Origin of the sequence: Paenibacillus alba (assembly GCF_013204855.1) — a bacterium.
Classification (GTDB): domain Bacteria; phylum Bacillota; class Bacilli; order Paenibacillales; family NBRC-103111; genus Paenibacillus_E; species Paenibacillus_E alba.
In genome coordinates, this window is sequence record NZ_JABMKZ010000054.1 from 20,925 (window position 1) to 42,444 (window position 21,520).

Sequence of the window (21,520 nt, forward strand, 5' to 3'; positions counted from 1 at the left end):
TGGAAACCGTCTCTTTGCTTTTATCTTAGAGTACAAAAGCACTAGTAATAATGACCAACAAAATGAAAAGTACCAGAATGGCACCAGCCGATGAGTAACCTCCGACAGCGGACATGTATGAATTCCTCCTTTTAACTACTGTTTATAAGATAGGATATGAACCCGGGGACAAATGTGTATAGACGTTTATCCTGATTACTCATAATTTGGCCGATGTTGGGGGAATCTACGGAAGAATCATAAGATCTGTAGAGGAGGCGAATAAAGTCGTGGCCGATATTATGCTTAGACCTGACCTGAAAACAGCAGGCGGTGAAGTCTGCGATATTATGTATAATGGAGAGTTTGTCGGTACGTTAACGCTAGTCTACAGGGAATCGGATCGACTTAAAGGCTCGATTCATCTGGAGCAGCAGTCTATAACGATTACAAACAAAAATAAGGTGTACGAGTTCGTACAGTCTTATATTCAGGATGTGATTGATGCATACAGCATAAAGGATTGCGAGGTGTTAGTCAGCTATAGTGAGTATGATTTTGTGATTGCCACAGATCATGCTTTGCAACCAGCTATCTTCGAAGTGGATGCTTTAGCCGATTTGCATCAGGATGAAGTCGAATTTGAGTGGGTAAGTGATGAGAACCGCTTTGAGGATATTGATGCGGATTATGGGCTGGATCAAATGGATATGATTGAGGAGCGCAAGAAGAATCAAGGCTATGAGCTTGTGATTGTTGGCGAGAACAGAAATCGTGTGGAGTACCATGTGTATGATAAAGAATCGGAGCTGGTTGCTGAAGTGGCAACCCATGTGTATGGTTCAGATGTGGTAGGAGATGTGAAGTGGAAGTTTGATCCTTTTGTGGAAGAGATGGATTTGGTAACGGAGCTGATCGTCGCTGATTTCAATGAGGATGAGACGGATTCCTTTGTTTTCAACATGATTTATAAGGGAGAAACGATTGATACAATCGAATTGACACATATTGATTTATTAGACTTGGCTGATGAGATCCAAGTGGATGCCCTGACTCCACCCAATCCAGAGGATTATACGATCGTAATGGCCAGGGATGATGGAGATACATTGACGTATGAAATTTATCAGCAATCCTACGGTGGGTTACCCATTGGTACTGCAACTGTTGATGTTAGTTCACGACAATTAACCGGGTTCATTGATTTCCGCGAGCCAGGAGATTCGGATGATCGGGAGCTGATAGCTTCTTTGCTGCTGGATGAGCTGGATAAGGAAAAAGACTATGAAACCTTCAATGTCTCGATGCTTTACAGAAATAAGCTTATTGATGAAATCTGGTTCGAGACCGATCAATTTCATTGATAGATGCTTATATAAACATATAAAAAGGCATGGACTTCCATAAGTAGATGGAAGGCATGCCTTTTCTTATTTGAACTTAGAAAGAGTTGGAAACAACAACTTGATCTAAGGAGAAACGACCTGCGGATCTTGCAGGAGTAGCTGCCAGGCCTAAGCTGATTAGCATAACAGGCACATAACGGGATGGCACGTTGAACGCCTCGACGAATTTGCCTGCGTCATAGCCGCCCATTGGGCAAGTATCATAGCCAAGGGATTTAGCGGCAACCATAAGCTGCATCGCAGCGAGGGAAGCGTTGCGAATAGCTTCGTCGCGAGCAACTTGCGGGTGTTGATAAGCGCCTTCGATTTGAGCAACAAGGTTGTCTTTCATCGCTTGCGGCATGAAACCTGCGTCTACGGCTGGACCGAACACGGCATCAGCATTTTTGTTTGCTTCAAGATCACCCAGAATAGCGATAACTACGGAGCTTTCAACGATTTGTTTTTGTCCATAAGCGATAGGAAGCAATTTCTCTTTTTGTGCTTGATCGTCAATAACGAGAAGCTTCCAGTGTTGGAGGTTCCAAGCTGATGGAGCTTGGGATGTTGCGGTTAGAATTTGCTCAAGCACTTCTTTTGGAATTTGGTGTCCTACTTGGTACTGCTTAACGGAATGACGCTCTTCTAATACTTTTAATACTTCATTTTGAACTTGTGTGCTCATTTGGTTTCCCTCCAGGAAAGATAATAAATTCTTTTTAGTGTGTTTTATCTGGTTAGAAAGCATGCATGTAAATATTAGTACAAAAGCTGCTTAACTGTAAACATTTCTATAACAATTAATACTGTAATCATAAATGTTATAGTTATTGTTGTCAAGAGAGTCTTCCGCGATGTCGGAAAATGTTGGATAATGAAAAGAAGAAAGGGGATGTTCCTCTTGAAATTGACGCAAAAAGAGCTGAGCCACCTTATTTTTTTGTCAGAAGTTGTTCTAACAGGGAAGAAAAAGAGTCTAATGGACGAGACTTTGCAATGCTTGCTGTATATTGTGAAATCAGTTGAAGAGGTGGAACTTCCCGAAACGGTGGTAAGTCAAATTGAAACACTAACGGCGCTGATTGAAATGGATTTGCGCAGTGAAAATGAACGCATTCAGGAAATTCGCAGTCATTTGGACTGGACACACAAAGGAAGAAGGAATCCGACAGATGGATTGTGAGAAGGGTGCTCCTCGTGATATCATGTAGAGTACTGTTTTTTCATAATTTATGAGGTGATAGATATGAGCTACGACATCCCCAGAGATGTGCAAATGTTGGGGCGCGACATCCAAGAGAACCAATTAAAATATCACAACAAATTTGTTTTGATTTCCAAAGAGTTTACGTTTGACAGTGCGCATCATTTGCATTGTTATGAGGGAAAATGTAAAAATCTGCACGGCCACACCTATAAGCTGCAAGTTATCATGCGCGGACAAGTAGATAGCCGAGGGATCGCGATAGATTTTGGAGATATTAAACGCATTGCCAAGGAACGCGTCATAGATCGCTTGGACCATAAATATTTGAACGATGTGCTGCCGGCTATGAATACGACGGCTGAAAATATGGTCGTCTGGATGTACGAAGAAATTCATCAAGCGCTTGTGGATGAGCAGCTTTTCCCTGCGATTAAGCTGGAAGAAATTCGCTTGTGGGAGACGCCGACCAGCTACGCGGCGATTACGCGCGCAATGATGGAGGAGGATCTGTAATGCGAGATATCCGCATTCCGATGGTGGAAATCTTCGAGACGGTTGAAGGGGAGGGAACCCGTGCAGGGTTCCCGACAGTCTTCGTCCGTCTTTTTGGTTGCAACCTGCGCTGTTCCTGGTGTGACACCAAGTACAGCTACCCGCCCGCCGAGGCAGAGAACGTCATGACCATTGCTGAGATTGTCAGCAAGGTCAGTTCGTTCCGCTCCCGGCATATTTGTTTGACCGGCGGCGAGCCGCTCTTGTACGGCGAGAAGTCGCTTGCCTTGATTGAGGCGCTCGCTGAGCTTGAGCAGGTCGATGACCTGCATATCGAGACGAACGGCGCGATCGATCTTGCCCTGTTCGTGGAGCGGGTCGCTTCGCCGAAGGTGCGCTACATTATGGACTTTAAGCTGCCGGATTCAGGCGAGATGGAGCAGATGATCATGAGCAACTTCGCGCTGCTGCGCGAGCAGGACGAGCTGAAGTTCGTCATCGGCAGCGAGTTGGACTTCCGCACCGCGGTAGAGGTGCTGGAGCAGCATCCGACGAAGGCGCTGCCGATGTTCAGCCCCGTGTGGGAGACGATGCCGCCGCATAAGCTTGTCGAGCATATGCTGGCTGCAGGGTTGTCCAAGGTGAAGCTGAACATGCAGCTTCACAAAATTATTTGGGATCCAGCGATGCGCGGAGTGTAACGGGAGCATCGCTTAAGATTTGTGCCACACAAGAATACAAAAGAGGTGTCGATATGAGCAGCAGCGAAGTGACGAAGAAAAGAGCCGTTATTATTTTAAGTGGCGGATTAGATAGTACAACCTGCATGGGACTTGCCAAGGAAGCCGGATATGAGTTATATCCGCTATCTTTTGACTATGGCCAGCGTCATAAGATTGAAATCGAGAATGCCAAGCAAGTGGCTGAACATTATGGTGTGAGCAATCATCATAAGATCATCAAGCTGGATTTCTTGCGCGATTTTGGCGGAAGTGCCTTAACGGATGATACGATTGAAGTGCCTAATGTGATGGATGGTGCACATCCAGATGCAGGTGAATCAGAAATTCCAGTTACGTATGTCCCAGGGCGCAATTTGCTGTTTCTTTCCATTGCCACATCCTATGCGGAAGTGACGGGTTCAGAAGCCATTTATATCGGAGTCAATGCGCTGGATTACAGCGGCTATCCCGATTGCCGTCCAGCGTTTATTCATAAAGTAGAAGAAGTGATCGCCCTTGCGACGAAGGTTGGCGTGGAAGGCAAAGGCATCACGATCGAAACCCCTCTGATTGATTGGACCAAAGCCAAGATTATTGAAGAAGGCTTGAAAATTGGCGTGCCTTATGAACTGACGACATCTTGTTATAACGGAAAAGCTGAGGCTTGTGGCGTCTGTGACAGCTGTCGCTTGCGCTTGAAAGGTTTTGAAGAAGCAGGTTCTAAGGACCCTATCCCATATCTCATTTAATATCGTACAAGCACCTGCAGGTGGAAAGGCGGAGCGTTGCATGACCAGAGTGATGGTGGTGGATGATGACGCAGATATCAGGGAGCTGATTCGCGTTTATTTGGTTGGAGAAGGCTTGACTGTCATACAAGCCAAGAATGGGCAAGAAGCACTTAAAATGCTTGAAACGACGCAAGCGGATCTTGTCGTCCTGGATGTAATGATGCCTTTGATGGATGGTTGGGAGCTATGCCGCGAGTTAAGGGCGCAGTACAGCGATCTTCCTCTCTTAATGGTGACAGCCAAAAGTGAGTCTGTCCATAAAGTGAAAGGCTTCCAGCTGGGCACGGACGATTACCTAGTGAAGCCTTTTGACCCTGTTGAGCTGGTCATGCGTGTCAAAGCATTGTTGAAACGCTACCGCATCAATGTTTCTCAGACGATTGCACTGGGCCAGTTAACGATTGATCGTACTAGTCTAGAGGTTCGGTTGCAAGATCAACGTCTATTGCTGCCTTTAAAAGAGTTCGAACTGCTATATAAGCTGGCAAGCTACCCAGGACAAATTTTCACTCGTACCCAACTGATCGAGCAAATCTGGGGAATGGATTATGAAGGCGATGAACGTACAGTGGATGTTCATATTAAACGGTTGCGTGAACGCTTCGAACCTGTAACGGAGGAGTTTCGAATTGCAACGATACGTGGACTTGGCTACAGGCTTGAGGTGAGAGCATGATTAAGTCCCTGTATACGAGAGTTGTCCTGACTTTTTTAGCTGTCGTTGTGATCAGTTTGTTAGTCGCTTTTCCTCTTGCTACGGTGCTATTCACGAATTGGATTTCCAGTGACGTCCAAGCGGAAATGTTAGCGATGGGCAAGCAAATTATTACCTTAAGCCAGGACGTACAACCGAAGAATTTGGACTCTTTTCTGTCTGGGAGCAATCGGCTCAATGAGAATTACAGCTTTACTTTATTTAATGAAAAAGGGGAGTCTACAACCCCAATTAAATTGGACAAAAAGGGAGTTCCACGCATTCAGGAGTGGGAGGTTGCTGATGTCCTAGCCGGAAATATTTATAAAAGCTTGGATTATGAGATGCCGAAAGATCCCTTTAATCGCATGAAAATCGGACTGCCGCTGCATGTCGGAGATAAAACCTATGCGATATTCATTCATCCCAATTTCAATGAAATGGCCAAACACCAAGCGCAGACCATCATTATTTCCGTCCTTGTCATCGTTCTTGCTGTGGGCAGTTTGCTGATTCTGATCGCTTCGCGTTACTTGGTAAATCCGCTGAAGAAGCTGACTCTGGCTACTGAACGGCTATCCCGCGGCAATTTCAACGTGCATGTTTCCTCCAATCAGAAAGATGAATTAGGGAAGCTTGCACAAAGCTTCAATCATATGGCAGGCGAGTTGAAACAGCTGGAACAGATGAGACAGGACTTTGTTTCGAATGTTTCGCATGAGATTCAGTCACCGTTAACGTCGATACGTGGCTTCTCGAAAGCATTGCGAGGTTCCGAAATTGATGAGTCCGAGCGGGGCTTTTATTTGGAAATCATTGAACGTGAAAGTGAACGCTTGTCCCGCCTAAGTGAAAATCTATTGAAGCTAGCCTCTCTCGAATCCGAACACCATCCTTTTCACCCAACCCTATTTGATTTGGACGAACAATTGCGCAGAGTGGCTGTTTTCTATGAACCGCAATGGACAAGTAAGCAGTTGGAGCTGGATTTGGAGCTTCCACGCGTGAAAATAACAGCAGATGCCGATCAATTAAGTCAGGTCTGGATGAATTTATTGGGTAATGCGATTAAATTCACGCCGCCAGAAGGCACGATTCGCATTCGCTTGGAGCCCCTCAATGATCGGGTGCGAGTTCGGATTCAGGATAGCGGCAGGGGCATCGCGGCTGCGGATCAAGAACGGATTTTCGACCGGTTCTATAAGGCTGATTCGGCCAGGCAGCGAGAGACAGATGGAAGCGGCTTGGGTCTGGCGATTGTCCGTAAAATTGTTGAGCTTCATCATGGTACCATTGAAGTACATAGTGAAATGGATCAAGGCACACAATTTACGGTTACGATCCCCGTGATGTTCAATTCTCATAAGAAATAAGCTGAAAAACCTTGGAGGCTATTATTATTTCCAAGGTTTTTTTGGTTTGTTCATATTGGGTTCATATTGTACCTGTATCTTATACATAGAATCACTTGATGAGGGGAGTAAAGGAATGAATCGACTTACACACTTTTCTATGAAAAATGTTTCGGCATTATTCATAATCATGATCATGCTTTTTGTAGGCGGACTTTATTCAGCTACACAACTTAAAGTTGAGAACATGCCTAACGTCTCCTTCCCGGTAGTTGCGGTAACTACGACGTATACCGGAGCGCCGAAGGATGTCATGGATGAAATTACGGATCCAATCGAAGAAAAACTAGCTAATCTAGAAGATTTGGATTCGATGCAATCAACGTCGAGTGATAACTTTTCGATGGTTATCATCATGTTCAAACAAAATGTCGACGTTGATAAGAAAAAGCAAGCTGTGCAAGACATGCTAGCCGAAGTTAAGCTTCCAGCCACAGCAGGAGCGCCGAAGGCCTCCACATTTGGGGCAGCATCCTTCCCATCCAACTATTTAGTTGCTTATGCAAATGATGGGGTCAGTCAAACCGAGCTTGATAAGTCTTTCAAAGATAAAATCAAACCAGGACTTGAAGGCATTAAAGGGATTGACCATATGGACGTTATTGGTGCCAGAAGCACGTCCCTTGATATCGAGCTGGATGCTTCTGCTCTCGATGTTTATGGACTATCACCTGGCATGGTGAGTAACGCCATTACTTCTGCCGCGGCCGCAAGTCCGATTGGCAGTGTCGAAATCAGCGGCAATAACAAAATGACCCGTGTTACCGGTAATTTATCCAGCTTATTCGACCTAGAACAGGTGGAGATTACTACGCCGAAGGGCGATATCGTGCTGCTCAACCAAGTGGCCAAAGTTAAGGCCATTACGGAGTCAGATTTCAATGGTCGATTGGATGGCAAACCAGCGATCGGTATGATTTTGTACAAAGCTGGCAGTGCCAATGCCGTCGAATTCTCAAGTTCTATTGAGAAAATGATTGGCGAATGGGAGCACACGCTTCCGAATATTACTTTCAAAAATACCTATAACAGTGCCGATCAAATTAAAGAATCGATTGCTGGACTTGTGCGTGAAGGTATCGTTGGGGCCATTCTGGCATCCTTGATGATTCTGGTTTTCCTAAGAAACGTAAGGATGACGTTAATTGTTCTCGTCTCGATTCCGTTATCGATTTTGATTACCTTGCTGTTAATGTCCCAGTTGGGCTTAACCCTGAATACGATGACGCTTGGCGGTATATTTATCGCAGTAGGACGTGTCGTCGATGACTCGATTGTCGTTATTGAGAATATTTATGCTTCCTTGGAAAAAGCGCAAGAACGCAAAGAATCTGTTATCGCGTTAGCAACGAAACAAGTTTCCATGGCCATTACATCTTCAACGCTTGCCACTGTAGGGGTTTTTGCTCCACTAGCTTTGGTAACAGGTGTAATCGGCGGATTCTTTAGACCTTTTGCATTAACGATCGCTTGTGCTCTATTATCTTCCTTAATTGTTGCCTTAACCGTGATTCCGATGCTGTCCAAACTGCTTGTGCTTCGAAGTAAGCCAGGCAAGGGGCATCATGATGAAAACAAACCGACACGTTTGACAACATTCTATGAAAAAGTATTAACTTGGAGCTTGACAAATCGTATTAAAACACTGCTTATTTCATTGCTGCTGCTCGTTGTCACGGTCGCAGGAACCGTACCGTTCCTGTCTGTTGCTTTCTTGCCAGCTGCTGCACCTTCGACAACGCTGTACTTCCAATTGAAATTGCCCTATGCCACTTCTTTTGAAGCGACAGATGCGAAAACCAAAGAAATCGAGACTTTCTTCCTAGGTGCGAAGGATTCTACGGGTGAGCCCGTGTTTAAATTTGTTGAAGGCTTAGTCGGTTACGCCGGGAAAGATGATGAACGGACACCGTACGCTTCGCAAATTTTCGTTCAGTTGAATGATAAAGTTGATCCTACACTGGTAACTGCTGAAATGAAGGCATACATTTTATCTGAATTGCCAAACGGCTCAGAAGTGGAGTCCAAGTCCATGGAAGGTGACTTTGGCGGTGCATCGACAGACTTTGCTTACACCTTGCAAGGTGAAGACCAATTGCAATTAGAAAAAGCGGCAAGCCTGGTGAAGGAGAAGCTGCAAACTTTCCCAGAGCTTAGCGAGATTGCCGATAATTTAAGTGATGCGAAAACCGAAATTGAAATCGCTGTGGATCAGAAGAAAGCAAGAGCGTATGGCTTGAGCTCATCCTCAGTTCGAGATACAGCGCGTGCATGGATTCAGAAACAAAGTTTGGGCGACATGAAGTTTGACAATATTGTCTATACAACGACAGTATCTCTGGAAAAAGTGGATAAAGATACCCTTGAGAAGTTGGGTAATATCCCATTAACCGCTACAAACGGCTCTAAAGTGTTGCTCAAAGAGGTTGCGAAAATCAATGAAACTAAAGGCGCTGCTTCGCTGGCGCGTGAAGATCAGCAGCAGCTTGTCAAAGTTACAGCGAAAATTAACGATAAGAATAAAACAGCCGTCAGTGCTAAAATAGGCACTGCATTGAAAGACGTTCAATTGCCAGAAGGCGTAACGACGAAAGTCACAGGCGTGTCGGATGATGTTAACGACAGCTTCAAACAATTGTTCGTTGCTATGGCAGCTGCCATATTCGTTGTTTACTTGATCATGGTACTGGCTTTTGGCAATGCCAGCGCACCTTTCGCGATTCTATTCTCTTTACCGCTCGCTGTTATTGGAGGACTGCTCGGGCTTGTTATTGCGAGAGAACCGCTCACTGTAACCTCCATGATCGGATTCCTCATGCTGATCGGTATCGTCGTGACGAACGCCATTGTCTTAATCGACCGAGCGCAGCAGTTGCGCGAAGAAGGTTATACCGTACGTCATGCATTGATCGAAGCAGGGAAAGTAAGACTTCGTCCGATTATTATGACCGCAGGCGCTACGATTATGGCCCTCGTGCCTTTAGCTTTAGGAATTTCCGCTGAAGGCGGGTTAATCGGTAAAGGATTGGGCGTTGTTGTTATCGGTGGTTTGATTACTTCAACTTTGCTGACACTCGTTGTCGTGCCTATCATTTATGAATTGATAGAAAGCATGAAGAATCGTTTTGGTCGTATGTTCAAACGCAAAAAAGGTTCCGAACAAACAACAACAAGTACGTTAGAGGTATAGGAGGCACATAGATGATTAACGATAGTTCTCGGAAACGTAAATTCAAATATCGCTCGATGGGAGTGATCGCACTGCTTACAGCAGCCGCGGTCCTCGCCTCAGCTTGTTCAGCACCAGGGGCAAAAGGAGCGGCAACCGTTCAATTAGCGCCACGAACGATTAAAACGGAAGAAATTAAGAAACAGAAAATCAGCAATCCGATTGAACAGGTTGCAGATGTAGCGGCAGGTACGACGCTGGATGTCGTAGCCAAAGCGAATGGCGAGGTAACCGAAGTTCTGAAAAACCGCGGTGAGTATGTACAAAAGGGCGACGTCCTCTTCGTTCTTGATAATAAGGATGCCGTGTCAAACAAGCGCAAGAGCGAGCTTTCCTTAAGAAGCGCACAAGAGTCCTTGCAGCAAGCCAAAGACAACAAAGTAAATAACCGCAAAGATTTGGCGGACAACGTGACGCGTTCGCAAACAGCCCTTACCAATGCTCAGCAAGATTATAATAAAACTCGCAATGATTATGACGCAGGACTTGTCGTTCAGCATCAAGTGGATCAAGTGAAACAAGCGCTGGACAACGCGCAGATGAATTTGGACGCGGCTCGAAGCAAGCTGTCCGCATTTGACAACTCAGATTCAATCTCATCCATTCTGACGCAAGCTGAATCAGCAACCCTAGCTCTGGATGACGCAACTCGTTCCTTAGAAAATTATGAAATCAAAGCGCCAAGCAGCGGTATTTTAACGGACTTCAATGTCGTAGTTGGACAATCGGTGAATGCCGCGGCAGGCAAAGTAGGTCAAGTACAGCAGATTGATCCTATTAAAATTAAAACGGAGCTATCCGAAACCAACTACCAGCTTGTGAAAGGTAAACAAGAGCTTGTTTACTATAATCCGGATCAACCCGAGAAAAAGGGAACAGCCAAAATCAGCTACTTAGCACCCATTATGAGTGCTGCAACCAAAACGTACACGTTAGAGCTGGAGGTAGCCAACGCAGATCATCAGCTGCAGCCAGGTACCCGGTTCATGGTACAGTTGACGACCGAAACGGAAGAGAAAGTAGTGGCGATTCCTACGTTGAGCGTCATTCGTGAAGAGTCAGATACGTATGTTTTTGTTAAACAAGGCGATCAATATGCGAAACGGAAAGTAAAATTGGGTCGTATTAATGGAGAGTATCAGGAAGTGATTGAAGGCGTAAAAGATGGCGAGAATCTAGTTGTAACGGGGCAAAACACGTTGAAAGACGGGCAAAAAGTAGATAGTGCTGCTGCTTCAGCAGCTCCGTCTGCGACACCTGAAGCCAAGAAATAAACATCAGAGAACGAATAGACATCTGTGAACATTTCATATGAAGGAGAGTATATAAATGAAAAAGAATCCATGGAAAACAAGCCTGACTGCCATTGTACTGGGTACGATGCTCGTTCAAGGTGGTATGACCGTTTGGGCAGCTGATACGGGATCGGCTGTAACTTCGGCTCCTACTGTAAATTACGGACTGACTAGTGATATCCGTGCAGCGATTAAAAGTGTAGCCGTGACGCCAACAGCGTCCGGCTCTCAGCTTGCTGTTACTGTTCGACTGTATAACGGAGGTACGACTCAGAACAGAGTGCCTGAACATGAGCTGCGTTTGCAAACAACGAGCGGTGTTTCCTATACACTGAAACCTAGCGCAGGGAACAAAGAAACCTTGCAGCCCAAAGAAATCGGCGAGCTTGTATATATGACTTCGATTGACAGCAAAGAAATCGGTCAAGTCAGCCAGCTTTCTTTTGTAAATGTAGATATCTATTCCTACCCTAAAGTAGAAACTACGCTGCTTACTATGCCTACGGCATCCGTTTGGTATGGCGGGACAGGAGCAGCCGCTTTGCAAAATTTGGGCAACTTGGCTTGGGGCCAATCCTTTACGATTCCAGGTGTTAATTCCGGTTTAAGCTATTCCACAGTTGAAACGTCCATGCAGGATACGGCAACAGGCCGCGTAGCCGTAATTACGCTCTTGGCTAGCAATCCTGGTGAAGGAAGAGAAACGGTACCTGCTTTCCGCGTGGATGCTCAATCCGAACAGAAAAACTATGAAGGCAAACGTTCCGAAGCAGAGCCTGTAACCTTGGAAGCCGGAGAGAAGAAATACCTGCATTATGCGATCCCGGTTGAAAATGGTGTGACCTTAACGAACTTGGTTGTGTTGTCTACGGATTCATTCGCGTCTAAAGGTGAAGGTCAAGGTCCAGCAACGACTCTAGCAACGGGTAAACTAGCAATTAGCTGGCCAAAAGCGGATCAAGAGAAATCAACTGCTGTGCCTTATACGATCGGCCAACCGATTGCATTTGATCCATTAACGAAAGTTGTCGATAAGCAAACACAAGTATCGTTGATGGAACTTCATCTTCACGAGAATCCAGGCGAGGGTTATCAAACAGCGGTGGCTAAGTTCAAATTAACGAATACGAGCAGTGCGCCTATCGCGACACCGAATTTCCAATCTGAATTGGTCAGTTCACAAGGGGTTACGTATCAAGGAGCACGTCAAACGAATGTGACGACGATGTTGAATCCAGGCTTAAGCTACGTGGTCAGCTATGCTTATGTGGTTCCGCAAACAGAAGCGGGCACAAGCTTCTCCCTGAAGCTGCTTGATGCAGCAGCCGCGGCACCTTATACAACGACGATTGCTGCTCTGCAAACGGATGTTCAGAAAGAAGGAACAGATTCAACGATTTCCTTGTATCCGTTTGATCTGGTTTTCAACGATGTCACTGTAAGCACGCAGACGACGCCACAATTGACGTATTCGTACAAGTTCCGACTTGATTTGGGGATTACGCAAAAAGAGAATGTTGTCGTAGACAACAATTTCTCCAAATTAAGATTTGAAATCGTGGATAGTGCCGGACGTGTGGTAGGTTCGAAGGATGCGACGTTCACAGGACCGAATAAATTAATTAGCGGTGTTCAAACGATTGATGCATCGAACATTACGACTGATCAAGTTAGCTACCCTTACACTGTGAACGTGTATGAAACGATTGAAACGCCAAATGGGACTTCGAAACGATTGGTGAAAGTGATTAAGGGTTAATTCTGATCCCGCTGAACACGGGCTTTCACCGATTTGGCGTAATCAGAGGGAGACATGCCAACCGCTTTCTTAAAGTCCCTCGAGAAATAGTGTATGCTCGTATAGCCAAGCATTGCAGCAATTTCTGTGAAATTGTAGGGCTCTTCGCGAATCAATGTTTTCGCTTGCTCGATCTTGAGAGACTTGAAGGTTTCCATGACACTGGTTTGCAATTGCGTTTGGAAGAGCTCCTTTAAGCGGCTTTTGCCCAAGTGAAAAGTTTGACATAAGTGGTCTTGGGTGAAAGATTGCGAGAGATTGGCTTGCATATAGGTAATAATTTGCTGAACAATTCGTTGTTCAGCTTTTTCTTTTTGTAGAGAAGATTGTTTCACAGTCTCTTGGATAAATGACTGGTCTTGATGCCTGATTAAAGTAATGAGCAGCAGCTCTAAGTTGGATTTGATGACTTGCTCAGAGCCAAATGGTGCAGACGGATTCCTCGCCAAGTGATGAACGGCAGATTGATCAAAAGGGGGAAGGAAAGCTTGAAATCCTTCTTGGATAATTAAAGAAAGCATATTGCGTTCCCGATCGCCTAAAGCAATGATTTTATTCTCAAAATGGGACATCGCCGGGGATATGCATTCGAATGATATGACAATCAGATTTGGCGGCTTATGCTCATGCTTCACACTAACGGTATGGAATTCCTCTGGTTTATGAAAGATCATATTCCCCTGGCGCAGCGTATGGACCTGATCATCGGCACGCACCTCAACTTCGCCTTTATCGACGTACAGCAACTCCCAGAAGTCATGCTGCTCTCCCTCAAAAACATACCCTTTGGCATATTCGAAATAATGAAAGGAAATAAGGTTTTGAATGATTAGTGACTCTTGAAGCTGCAAGCGTGGAAATTTCATGCTGTCCGACCTTTCTGTTTCAGGTTAATGAATCCATCCTCAATTTTACCATACTCGTTTTTGGAAAGTGCAAATAAATCGGCTTTTTAGGTAAATATTCTCGTTATGTACTCTTCTATAATAAATGATAGAGACGGAGGAGATAACGATGAAAAAAGGAATCAATATTTGGTCATTTCCAAGTTCACTGAAAGTGAAAGAAGCGATTGTATTAGCGAAAAACGCTGGATTCGATGGGATTGAGCTCGCATTGAATGAGACTGGTGAGTTGAGTCTGGAAAGCACAGCAGAAGAAATCAAAGGTTACCGTCAGCTAGCGGATGAAACGGGTATTGCCATCAGCAGCCTAGCTAGTGGTTTATATTGGACTTATTCCTTAACAAGCAGCAATCCGCAGATCCGTGAGAAAGCGAAAGCGATCGTCAAAAAACAGCTTGAGTTTGCTGCGATTCTTGGTGTGGATACGATCCTTGTGGTGCCAGGAGCCGTTGGGGTAGATTTCATCCCCGATGCGGAGGTCGTACCTTATGATCAGGCTTACGACTATGCTTTGGAAGCGCTGCAGGAGCTGTCTGCAGAAGCCAAAGCGCAAAACGTTTCAATTGGAATCGAAAATGTATGGAACAAATTTTTGCTGTCTCCTTTAGAAATGAGAGACTTTATTGATAAAATCAACTCCCCATTTGTTGGCGCTTACTTTGATGTAGGGAACGTGCTTTATTCCGGTTACCCTGAGCATTGGATTGCTATTTTGAATAAACGAATCAAAAAAGTACATTTCAAAGATTATCGCCGCACAGCTGGAGGCTTGCATGGCTTTGTAGATTTGCTTGCCGGTGATGTGAATTATCCAGAAGTCGTGAAAGCGCTAGAAGCGATCGGTTATGACGATTATGTTATTGCAGAAATGATTCCGGGGTATACCCATTACGGCGAACAAATCATTTTCAATACATCAGGTGCTATGAATGCAATCTTAGGGAGGAACTAATCATGCTGAGAGTCGGATTAATCGGAGTAGGTTTTATGGGACGCACGCACATTGATAATTATGTTCGCCTTGAAGCGGAAGGCGTTCCGATCAAACTTGTCGCTTTATGTGATATCGATGAGACTAAGCTCTCAGGTCAAGGAGCTGGCGGCAATATTGAGACGACAGGTTCAAGCGTTGATTTCAGCCAGTTTCATAAATATACAAGTGTTGCTAACATGCTCGAGAAAGAGCAATTGGATTGTGTCAGCATTACATTGCCTACGTATTTGCACAAAGAAATTTCAGTTCAATGTCTGAATCACGGTGTTCATGTACTATGTGAGAAGCCGATGGCACTGAATGCGGAAGAATGTCAGGAAATGATCCAAGCTGCAGAAGCTAATGGGAAACAGTTATTGATCGGACAATGCTTGCGATTCTGGCCTGCTTACGTCTATCTGAAGCAAGCCGTGGAAGAACAAACGTATGGCAAAGCGTTATCCGGTTATTTCTACCGTGGCGGCGCTACGCCAACTTGGGGGCCGTGGCTGATCGAGAAGGATAAGAGCGGCGGAGCTTTGTTGGATATGCATGTCCATGATATTGATACAATCAATTGGTTGTTTGGCAAACCGGAATCGGTTTCGTGCTTGGCGAAAAATGTCGTGCCTGGCAGCGGTTACGATGTTGTCTCCACCAACTATTTGTACGAGGATGGCAAAGTTATTAATGCGCAAGCCGACTGGACACTCGAAGGCGATTATGGATTCGATATGCAGTTCCGCGTTAATTTTGAAAAAGGAAATATCATTTTCCAAGGAAATGCTCTGAAAGTGAATTTGAATGAAGGCGGAGGCTTTCAACCAGAGATTTCTGCGGAAATGGGTTATTACCAAGAAATCAAGTATTTCGTTGAAACGTTGATTCAAGGTGCAGTTATTCCAACGGAAACGGCTTACAGCACGCTTGACAGCATTGAAATTGCCGTTGCAGAGATTGCATCAGCAGACAGCCGCGGTGCTTGGGTACAAGTCAAATAAAACGCAACAGCTGAATACGAACCATCAATGCCATGCGGAATGGGTTGATGGTTTTTTTATGGTTATTACTAGCATTTGACTGAAATCGCTTACGTAACCTAAACTAAAAGCATTTGAAAGTAAGGAGCATACGAAGTGAAAGACACAGAATCAATAGCATCTTGGAAAAAGCTTAGTCTGTTCGCGGTCACATGGCCGATCTTCGTTGATTCCGTTCTGCGGATGATGCTGGGAACTGCCGATGTGTTTATGCTAAGTCGAATATCGGATCAAGTCACTGGCGCGGTTGGCTTGGCGAATGAAATTATTGTGTTTTGTATTCTGATGTTTGGTTTCGTTGGCATCGGAACTAGCGTCGCAGTCGCTCAGAATCTGGGGGCAGGCCGCAAGAAAGAAGCGAGCCGTATTTCAGCGCTGGCAATCACAATTAACTTGATTTTTGGTATTATCGTAAGTGTTGTCTTAGTTGTTTTTGGTGAATCATTAATGCGTTTGATGAATTTGGACCCAGGTCAGGTTGACATTGCCAAGAAATATTTAACTTTAATTGGTGCATTCATTTGGGTTGAAGCATTATCCTACGCCATTTCTTCTGTCTTGCGTTCGAACGGGCAAACTAGAGATGTTATGTATGTTACGCTTGGGGTCAACATCATTCATGTCGTGGGAAACAGTCTGCTCATCTTCGGTAATTTAGGATTTCCTGAACTAGGAGTCACTGGTGCCGCGGTATCAACCATCGTAAGTCGGTTGCTTGGACTTATCGTACTCATTGTCATTTTATATCGTAGAATCCCTGCACCGATTCGGTTAAAAGACTACATCACCTTTGACAGCCGGATTGTGAAACAGATTCTAAGCATTGGGCTGCCGTCAGCGGGTGAGCATTTGTCTTGGCAGTCGCAGTACTTGATGATCGTCAGCTTTGTGAATATTATTGGGCAGGTTGCTTTGAGCACGCATGTCTATGTCATGAACGTAACAAATTATTTCATGGCACTGGGGATGGCGATCGGCATGGGGACTGAGATCATTATCGGTCATATGGTCGGAGCGGGTGAATTCAAAGCGGCATATCATCGCTTGCTAAAAAGCCTGCGGATTTGTTTTGTTGTCACTTTTGTCGTGGTTGGCATTGCTGCTATTTTTCGCAAAAATCTGCTTGGATTATTCACGGACAATCCAGACATTATCGCAATGGGATCAACGATCTTGCTGCTTTCAATCATCTTAGAGCCTGGGCGTACCTTCAACCTCGTGGTTATCAATTCCCTGCGGGCCGCCGGAGATGCTAAATTCCCTGTTTTTATGGGCGTTATCTCCATGTGGGGTGTTGCCGTACCGCTCGCTTATTGGCTCGGAATTCATCTGGGCATGGGATTGTTTGGGATTTGGATTGCTTTTGTAGTCGATGAATGGCTGCGAGGTATCCTGATGTATCTTCGCTGGAAAAGTGGAGCTTGGAAAAGCAAAGCGCTCGTTAAGCCCGTTGGCGTGGTTCTTACTGAATAGTATTCCCCAAAACACAGACCCTTTTATCGGGGATCTGTGTTTTTTGGTTTGGTTATGACATGTCGTAGATGCTACAAATAATGCTGCGCTTCTTTGGTATATTTGTTCCAATAGGACGTGAATGTCAACCACTTTTTTAGTGCCAATTGGTTATACAAGCTATTGCCTTAGAATAGGATGATACAAGCTGTGAATCAACCAATGAGTGGGTGAGTGAATTGCAAACGATGCTTAGTTTTTTGCTTTTGGGCATATCTCTGTCGGCACCGATTGGGCCCATTAATGCCGCTATGCTGGATAGAGGAATAAAGCGGGGATTTCTTCATGCTTGGCTTGTCGGGATTGGAGGCATGTTGGCTGATGTCATTTTGATCATCCTGATTTATTTCGGACTCGTGCATTTTCTGACAACGCCGTTCATGAAAACTTTTCTATGGATTTTTGGCTGCTTTATTTTGTTATACACGGGAATTGAAAGCTTAATCGGAGCCGGGAAGCTCCAGAAGGAAGACTACAAGTCAGAAGAAACGATGGCCAAATCGTTCTTCGCCGGGTTTATTATGTCAATTACCAGCCCGCTGTCTATTCTCTTTTGGGTGGGGATTTACGGATCTGTTTTAGCAGAAACTATTGCTGAATTTGATAGAAATCACGTTCTGTTGTATACGGGGATGTTATTCATAGGAATTATTCTATGGGATCTCTTTATGGCTTCTTTGGCGAGCACCTTTAAACATTTTCTTACACCCCGCTCACTTTCTGTCATCTCGATCATTTCAGGATTATCTTTAATTGGCTTTGGCCTGCATTTCGGATTCAAAGCCTTTCATGTCCTCTTTGGCTAATGGCGTGGCGATTGTTTCCTCCATTTGAAGCTCATGCCGAAGGTGACTAGGCCGATGATCACGATAAAAAGAAGACTAACCCAGAAACCGGGGCGGCTAGTCGAATGAAATAGGGTTCCTGTGATTGCAGTGAGGATTAGAAGCATCCCGATATACCGTTTCAGCTTGCCCCAACGGGTGAGCTGCAACAACCGACCCGAAGAGAGCAGGATAAAAAGCCAGTTCAAAAGCAGCATAATACTAGCCGCCGTACTGACATAAGCATACAGCTTCTCGGGCAATAGAAGGGCCATAAGAACAGCAAGCGCAATACCGCCAGTCGTAAATCCAATGGCTGGAAGCGGCATTTGTCGAATCCCTTTGGTTCTTTTGGCAAATATAGAAGGGGCATCTTGATCTTGCGCCATAGTAACGAGAATGGTGGTTACGGCAAACAAAGAGGCGACCATGGTTGAGAAGCCAGCTATGATCAGAATGGCATTGAATACATGAGGGACGAAAGGAAGTCGGTAAGCGCCAAGAGCCGCCTGAAAAGGGCTCTCTTTGTCTTGCACGGCACCTAGGGGCAGCAGCGTTAAAGCCAGAATGAGCGATGCGATATAGAGGGCAGTTAATACGAGAAGCATCACATTTCCTGCTTTCTGAGCCTCCTCAGGCCGCTTCAGCCTTGTGGCCATCAGTCCCAAGATTTCAATGCCGCCAAAAGCATAATAGGCATAAATGAAAGAGGACCAAGCCCCAAGCTGACCTGAAGGCAGAAAGGCTTCTTTTGTCGTAGGAAAATGAGGTTGATGATGACTTCCGGAGATAAATCCAAATACCGCGGCACCTGCAATGACGAGAAACAGGAGGATAGCGGATATTTTAATTAAGGCAAAGACGCGCTCTGTGCGCTCAAAAGCTTGATTCCCGGCCAAGATGACACCTAAGCCTAAGATGGCATAGAGACAGGCGAATACCCACATGGGGATCGCTGGCAGCCAGAAACGGGAGAAGAGTGATAAGGCAGTAAGCTGGCTTCCCATAATCAGAAGTTCTGAACTCCAGTAGACCCAACCATTGGCAAAGCCTGCCGAGCGGCCAAAGGCTTTTTTGGCATATGTTTGAAAGGAACCTTGCTGTGGGTCCGCTTGCGTCATTTTCGCCAGAACATCATAGACCATATAAGTGCCAAAGGCCGCGAGTACAAACATGAAAATGACGGACCCGCCGCCCATTGTCATGCCGATGCCCGAGCCCAGAAAAAAACCGGTGCCAATCGTACAAGCCACGCCCAGCAAAGACAATTGCCACCAAGCCAGCTTGGCGGTGGATTTATTTTTCTTTTGTTTCGTCATAGCTCTCCTATACGCAGATAAAGGATAATAACAGCTGTTATTATAGCTTGACCATTGGTAAAATATACTGGAGAGGCTTATTAGGCCATTATGGCGAAAAGGCTGCTATCTTTATGGATTACGTCATAGGAGGCTAGTCGAGCACTGGGGACATTATGACAGCGACCCGTATGCAGTTCGAATGTCCACCCATGCATCGGACACTCCAGCTCACCGTTCTCTAGTTCTATCGTGTAACCGGAATGGGGGCAGACACTCGATAGCAGTTGATAAGTACCGTCAACCTCTGTAAGAAAATAGGCTCTGCCTTGTACATGCACCTCCGCTGGGAAGGTTGTAAATTGATCTTTGGTTCCGAGCAGGATTTCTTTCATGATGGGAATCCCCTTTTTGCATAGAATAAGCTCATTTTGCAAGCTAACGTTCATTTTAACCCAAGTCGGAGGAGCAAGGCTACCATAAAGGAGAAATTAACAAATGACGACAACGAATTCCTTACAGCAAGCATTTCTGCAAACGGCTTATCCGATCGGCGGCCACGGCAAAAGAAATATTCAAGTGTTAAAAGAAGTTTTGAATCACTATGCAGATGAGCTGGACAGTGACCAGTATGGCAAAGGGAAAGTGATTGAAGACTTTCAAGCGGAAATGGCTGCTTTCTTCGGCAAAGAGTCCGCCGTATTTTTCCCTAGCGGCACGATGGCGCAGCAAATCGCTTTGCGAATTTGGTGCGATGCCAAAGGGATCAAACGAGTGGCCTATCACCCGTTATGTCATCTGGAGATCCACGAAGAAGACGGGTTAAAGCAGTTGCATCAGATTGAAGCCGTCTTATTGACAGATAAGGACAAGCTGATCCGGCTCGAGGATGTGCGTGAGCTAAAGGAGGACATCGCCTGCTTACTGCTGGAGCTGCCTCAACGCGAGATCGGTGGACAACTGCCGGCCTATGAGGAATTAGAAGCTATTTCGAGCTATTGTCGCGAGAAAGGCATCAAGCTGCATCTCGACGGTGCTAGACTGTTGGAGATTCTCCCTTATTACCAGAGGTCAGCAGCCGAGATATGTGCGCTTTTTGATAGTGTCTATATGTCGTTCTACAAAGGGATTGGCGGAATCGCGGGAGCTGTTCTTGCCGGTGATGAGGCATTCACGGAAGAGTCTAAGATATGGAAAAGGCGGCATGGCGGAGATTTAATCAGCTTATATCCGTATATTTTAAGTGCTGAATATTACTTCAAGCAGCGCCAAACGAAAATGGGTCAATACTACGAAGAAGCGAAAGAATTAGCGAAGCGATACAATCACTGTCATGCTGTTGAAACACTGCCGCTACTTCCGGTAACGAACATGTTTCATGTCCATATCCACGTCCCGAAGGAGGAGCTGGAAGCCATTTTGATCGCCATGTACGAAACTTGCGGGGTTGGTTTAACTGCTTATCTCAGAGAAAGCGACGAATCAAGCTGTTCGTTTGAAGTATCACTGGGCGACCGGTATGGGCATATCCCTAAACAGGTGCTTAGCGATGCGTTTGAATGGCTGGATCTGACATTGCGGGCAAGGTCCGAATAGGTGAGTGAGGCTGCGGTGGGGAGTCGGGCTTCGGCTTCGGCGTGAGTGAGAGTAAGAGTATGCGAATGCGTGAGAGTGAGAGAGTAAGAGTATGCGTATGCGTATGCGTGAGAGAGTAGAGAGTAAGAGTATGAGTATGAGTATACGTGAGAGAGTATGAGAGTATGCGTATGAGTGAGAGTATGTGAGTATGAATATGCATGTGCACGTGCATGGCAAGTCAGAAATGAGCTGAAACGGAACTGTGGTACGTTAATTGGCTTAAAAGTGGTGAATCAGCAGGTCAGACGGAACTGTGGTCCCTTATTTGGTGAATTTGGCTCTAAAACGAGTTGAAATTCCCTAAATAGGGGACTCCAGTTCCTTTT

At 45.4% G+C, this 21,520-nt stretch carries 20 protein-coding genes; 15 read left to right on the forward strand and 5 right to left on the reverse strand.

All coding sequences use genetic code 11. The annotated features are described in order from the left end of the window. Nucleotides 1-25: 25 nt before the first annotated feature. Entirely contained in the window at nucleotides 26-115 is a 90-nt protein-coding gene (locus HQN90_RS38395; protein WP_208629737.1) for a YjcZ family sporulation protein, read from the reverse strand. 154 nt (nucleotides 116-269) lie between these two features. Between HQN90_RS38395 and HQN90_RS35195 the strand changes: the two genes are divergently transcribed. Beyond that, complete coding sequence (locus HQN90_RS35195) at nucleotides 270-1,343, forward strand: hypothetical protein (RefSeq protein WP_173227506.1); 1,074 nt, start codon at nucleotides 270-272, stop codon at nucleotides 1,341-1,343. A gap of 76 nt (nucleotides 1,344-1,419) precedes the next feature. On the opposite strand, the gene HQN90_RS35200 is transcribed toward HQN90_RS35195, so the two are convergent. Then, on the reverse strand, nucleotides 1,420-2,049 hold the full coding sequence (locus tag HQN90_RS35200; protein WP_173227507.1) for a nitroreductase family protein: 630 nt from the start codon (nucleotides 2,047-2,049) through the stop codon (nucleotides 1,420-1,422). A gap of 216 nt (nucleotides 2,050-2,265) precedes the next feature. Here HQN90_RS35200 and HQN90_RS35205 point away from each other — a divergent pair, with 216 nt between their 5' ends. The 9 genes from HQN90_RS35205 (at nucleotide 2,266) to HQN90_RS35245 (ending at nucleotide 12,965) form a co-directional block, all read left to right on the forward strand. Next, on the forward strand, nucleotides 2,266-2,547 hold the full coding sequence (locus tag HQN90_RS35205; protein WP_173227508.1) for a hypothetical protein: 282 nt from the start codon (nucleotides 2,266-2,268) through the stop codon (nucleotides 2,545-2,547). A 63-nt stretch (nucleotides 2,548-2,610) separates the two neighbouring features. Continuing rightward, nucleotides 2,611-3,084 carry a 6-carboxytetrahydropterin synthase QueD gene (gene queD / locus HQN90_RS35210; protein ID WP_173227509.1) on the forward strand — a complete coding sequence of 158 codons (474 nt, stop codon included), beginning with the start codon at nucleotides 2,611-2,613 and terminating at the stop codon, nucleotides 3,082-3,084. Then, a complete protein-coding gene (locus tag HQN90_RS35215) occupies nucleotides 3,084-3,764 on the forward strand; it encodes a 7-carboxy-7-deazaguanine synthase QueE (RefSeq protein WP_173227510.1) in 681 nt (226 codons plus the stop codon). Before queD ends, HQN90_RS35215 begins: the two co-directional genes overlap by 1 nt. A gap of 53 nt (nucleotides 3,765-3,817) precedes the next feature. Beyond that, nucleotides 3,818-4,534: a 7-cyano-7-deazaguanine synthase QueC gene (queC, locus tag HQN90_RS35220; RefSeq protein WP_173227511.1), complete on the forward strand. Its 717-nt coding sequence runs from the start codon at nucleotides 3,818-3,820 to the stop codon at nucleotides 4,532-4,534. Between the two features lie 40 nt (nucleotides 4,535-4,574). Next, the gene (locus tag HQN90_RS35225; RefSeq protein WP_173227512.1) at nucleotides 4,575-5,252 is read left to right on the forward strand and encodes a response regulator transcription factor; all 678 of its coding nucleotides are present in this window, start codon (nucleotides 4,575-4,577) and stop codon (nucleotides 5,250-5,252) included. Next, nucleotides 5,249-6,643, forward strand: coding sequence for a sensor histidine kinase (locus tag HQN90_RS35230; protein WP_173227513.1), 1,395 nt, complete (start codon nucleotides 5,249-5,251; stop codon nucleotides 6,641-6,643). The genes HQN90_RS35225 and HQN90_RS35230 overlap by 4 nt, the downstream gene beginning before the upstream one ends. 115 nt (nucleotides 6,644-6,758) lie before the next feature. Then, a complete protein-coding gene (locus HQN90_RS35235; RefSeq protein WP_173227514.1) occupies nucleotides 6,759-9,872 on the forward strand; it encodes an efflux RND transporter permease subunit in 3,114 nt (1,037 codons plus the stop codon). Between the two features lie 11 nt (nucleotides 9,873-9,883). Next, entirely contained in the window at nucleotides 9,884-11,185 is a 1,302-nt protein-coding gene (locus tag HQN90_RS35240; protein WP_173227515.1) for an efflux RND transporter periplasmic adaptor subunit, read from the forward strand. Between the two features lie 55 nt (nucleotides 11,186-11,240). Further along, entirely contained in the window at nucleotides 11,241-12,965 is a 1,725-nt protein-coding gene (locus HQN90_RS35245; RefSeq protein ID WP_173227516.1) for a hypothetical protein, read from the forward strand. On the opposite strand, the gene HQN90_RS35250 is transcribed toward HQN90_RS35245, so the two are convergent. Beyond that, the gene (locus HQN90_RS35250; protein ID WP_173227517.1) at nucleotides 12,962-13,870 is read right to left on the reverse strand and encodes an AraC family transcriptional regulator; all 909 of its coding nucleotides are present in this window, start codon (nucleotides 13,868-13,870) and stop codon (nucleotides 12,962-12,964) included. The genes HQN90_RS35245 and HQN90_RS35250 overlap by 4 nt on opposite strands. A 148-nt stretch (nucleotides 13,871-14,018) precedes the next feature. On the opposite strand from HQN90_RS35250, the gene HQN90_RS35255 reads away from it, so the two are divergent. From HQN90_RS35255 to HQN90_RS35270, 4 genes are all read left to right on the forward strand, one after another. Next, the gene (locus HQN90_RS35255; RefSeq protein ID WP_173227518.1) at nucleotides 14,019-14,861 is read left to right on the forward strand and encodes a sugar phosphate isomerase/epimerase family protein; all 843 of its coding nucleotides are present in this window, start codon (nucleotides 14,019-14,021) and stop codon (nucleotides 14,859-14,861) included. 2 nt (nucleotides 14,862-14,863) lie between these two features. Continuing rightward, the gene (locus HQN90_RS35260; protein ID WP_173227519.1) at nucleotides 14,864-15,883 is read left to right on the forward strand and encodes a Gfo/Idh/MocA family protein; all 1,020 of its coding nucleotides are present in this window, start codon (nucleotides 14,864-14,866) and stop codon (nucleotides 15,881-15,883) included. 135 nt (nucleotides 15,884-16,018) lie between these two features. Continuing rightward, nucleotides 16,019-17,395: an MATE family efflux transporter gene (locus HQN90_RS35265; RefSeq protein WP_173227520.1), complete on the forward strand. Its 1,377-nt coding sequence runs from the start codon at nucleotides 16,019-16,021 to the stop codon at nucleotides 17,393-17,395. A gap of 218 nt (nucleotides 17,396-17,613) precedes the next feature. Next, nucleotides 17,614-18,240: a LysE family transporter gene (locus HQN90_RS35270; RefSeq protein ID WP_173227521.1), complete on the forward strand. Its 627-nt coding sequence runs from the start codon at nucleotides 17,614-17,616 to the stop codon at nucleotides 18,238-18,240. Here HQN90_RS35270 and HQN90_RS35275 read toward each other — a convergent pair. Then, a complete protein-coding gene (locus HQN90_RS35275) occupies nucleotides 18,237-19,577 on the reverse strand; it encodes an amino acid permease (RefSeq protein WP_173227522.1) in 1,341 nt (446 codons plus the stop codon). The two genes, HQN90_RS35270 and HQN90_RS35275, sit on opposite strands and share 4 nt — an antisense overlap. Before the next feature lie 80 nt (nucleotides 19,578-19,657). Next, a complete protein-coding gene (locus tag HQN90_RS35280) occupies nucleotides 19,658-19,951 on the reverse strand; it encodes a Rieske (2Fe-2S) protein (protein ID WP_173227523.1) in 294 nt (97 codons plus the stop codon). A gap of 103 nt (nucleotides 19,952-20,054) precedes the next feature. Between HQN90_RS35280 and HQN90_RS35285 the strand changes: the two genes are divergently transcribed. Continuing rightward, entirely contained in the window at nucleotides 20,055-21,152 is a 1,098-nt protein-coding gene (locus HQN90_RS35285; protein ID WP_173227524.1) for a threonine aldolase family protein, read from the forward strand. Nucleotides 21,153-21,520: the final 368 nt, after the last annotated feature.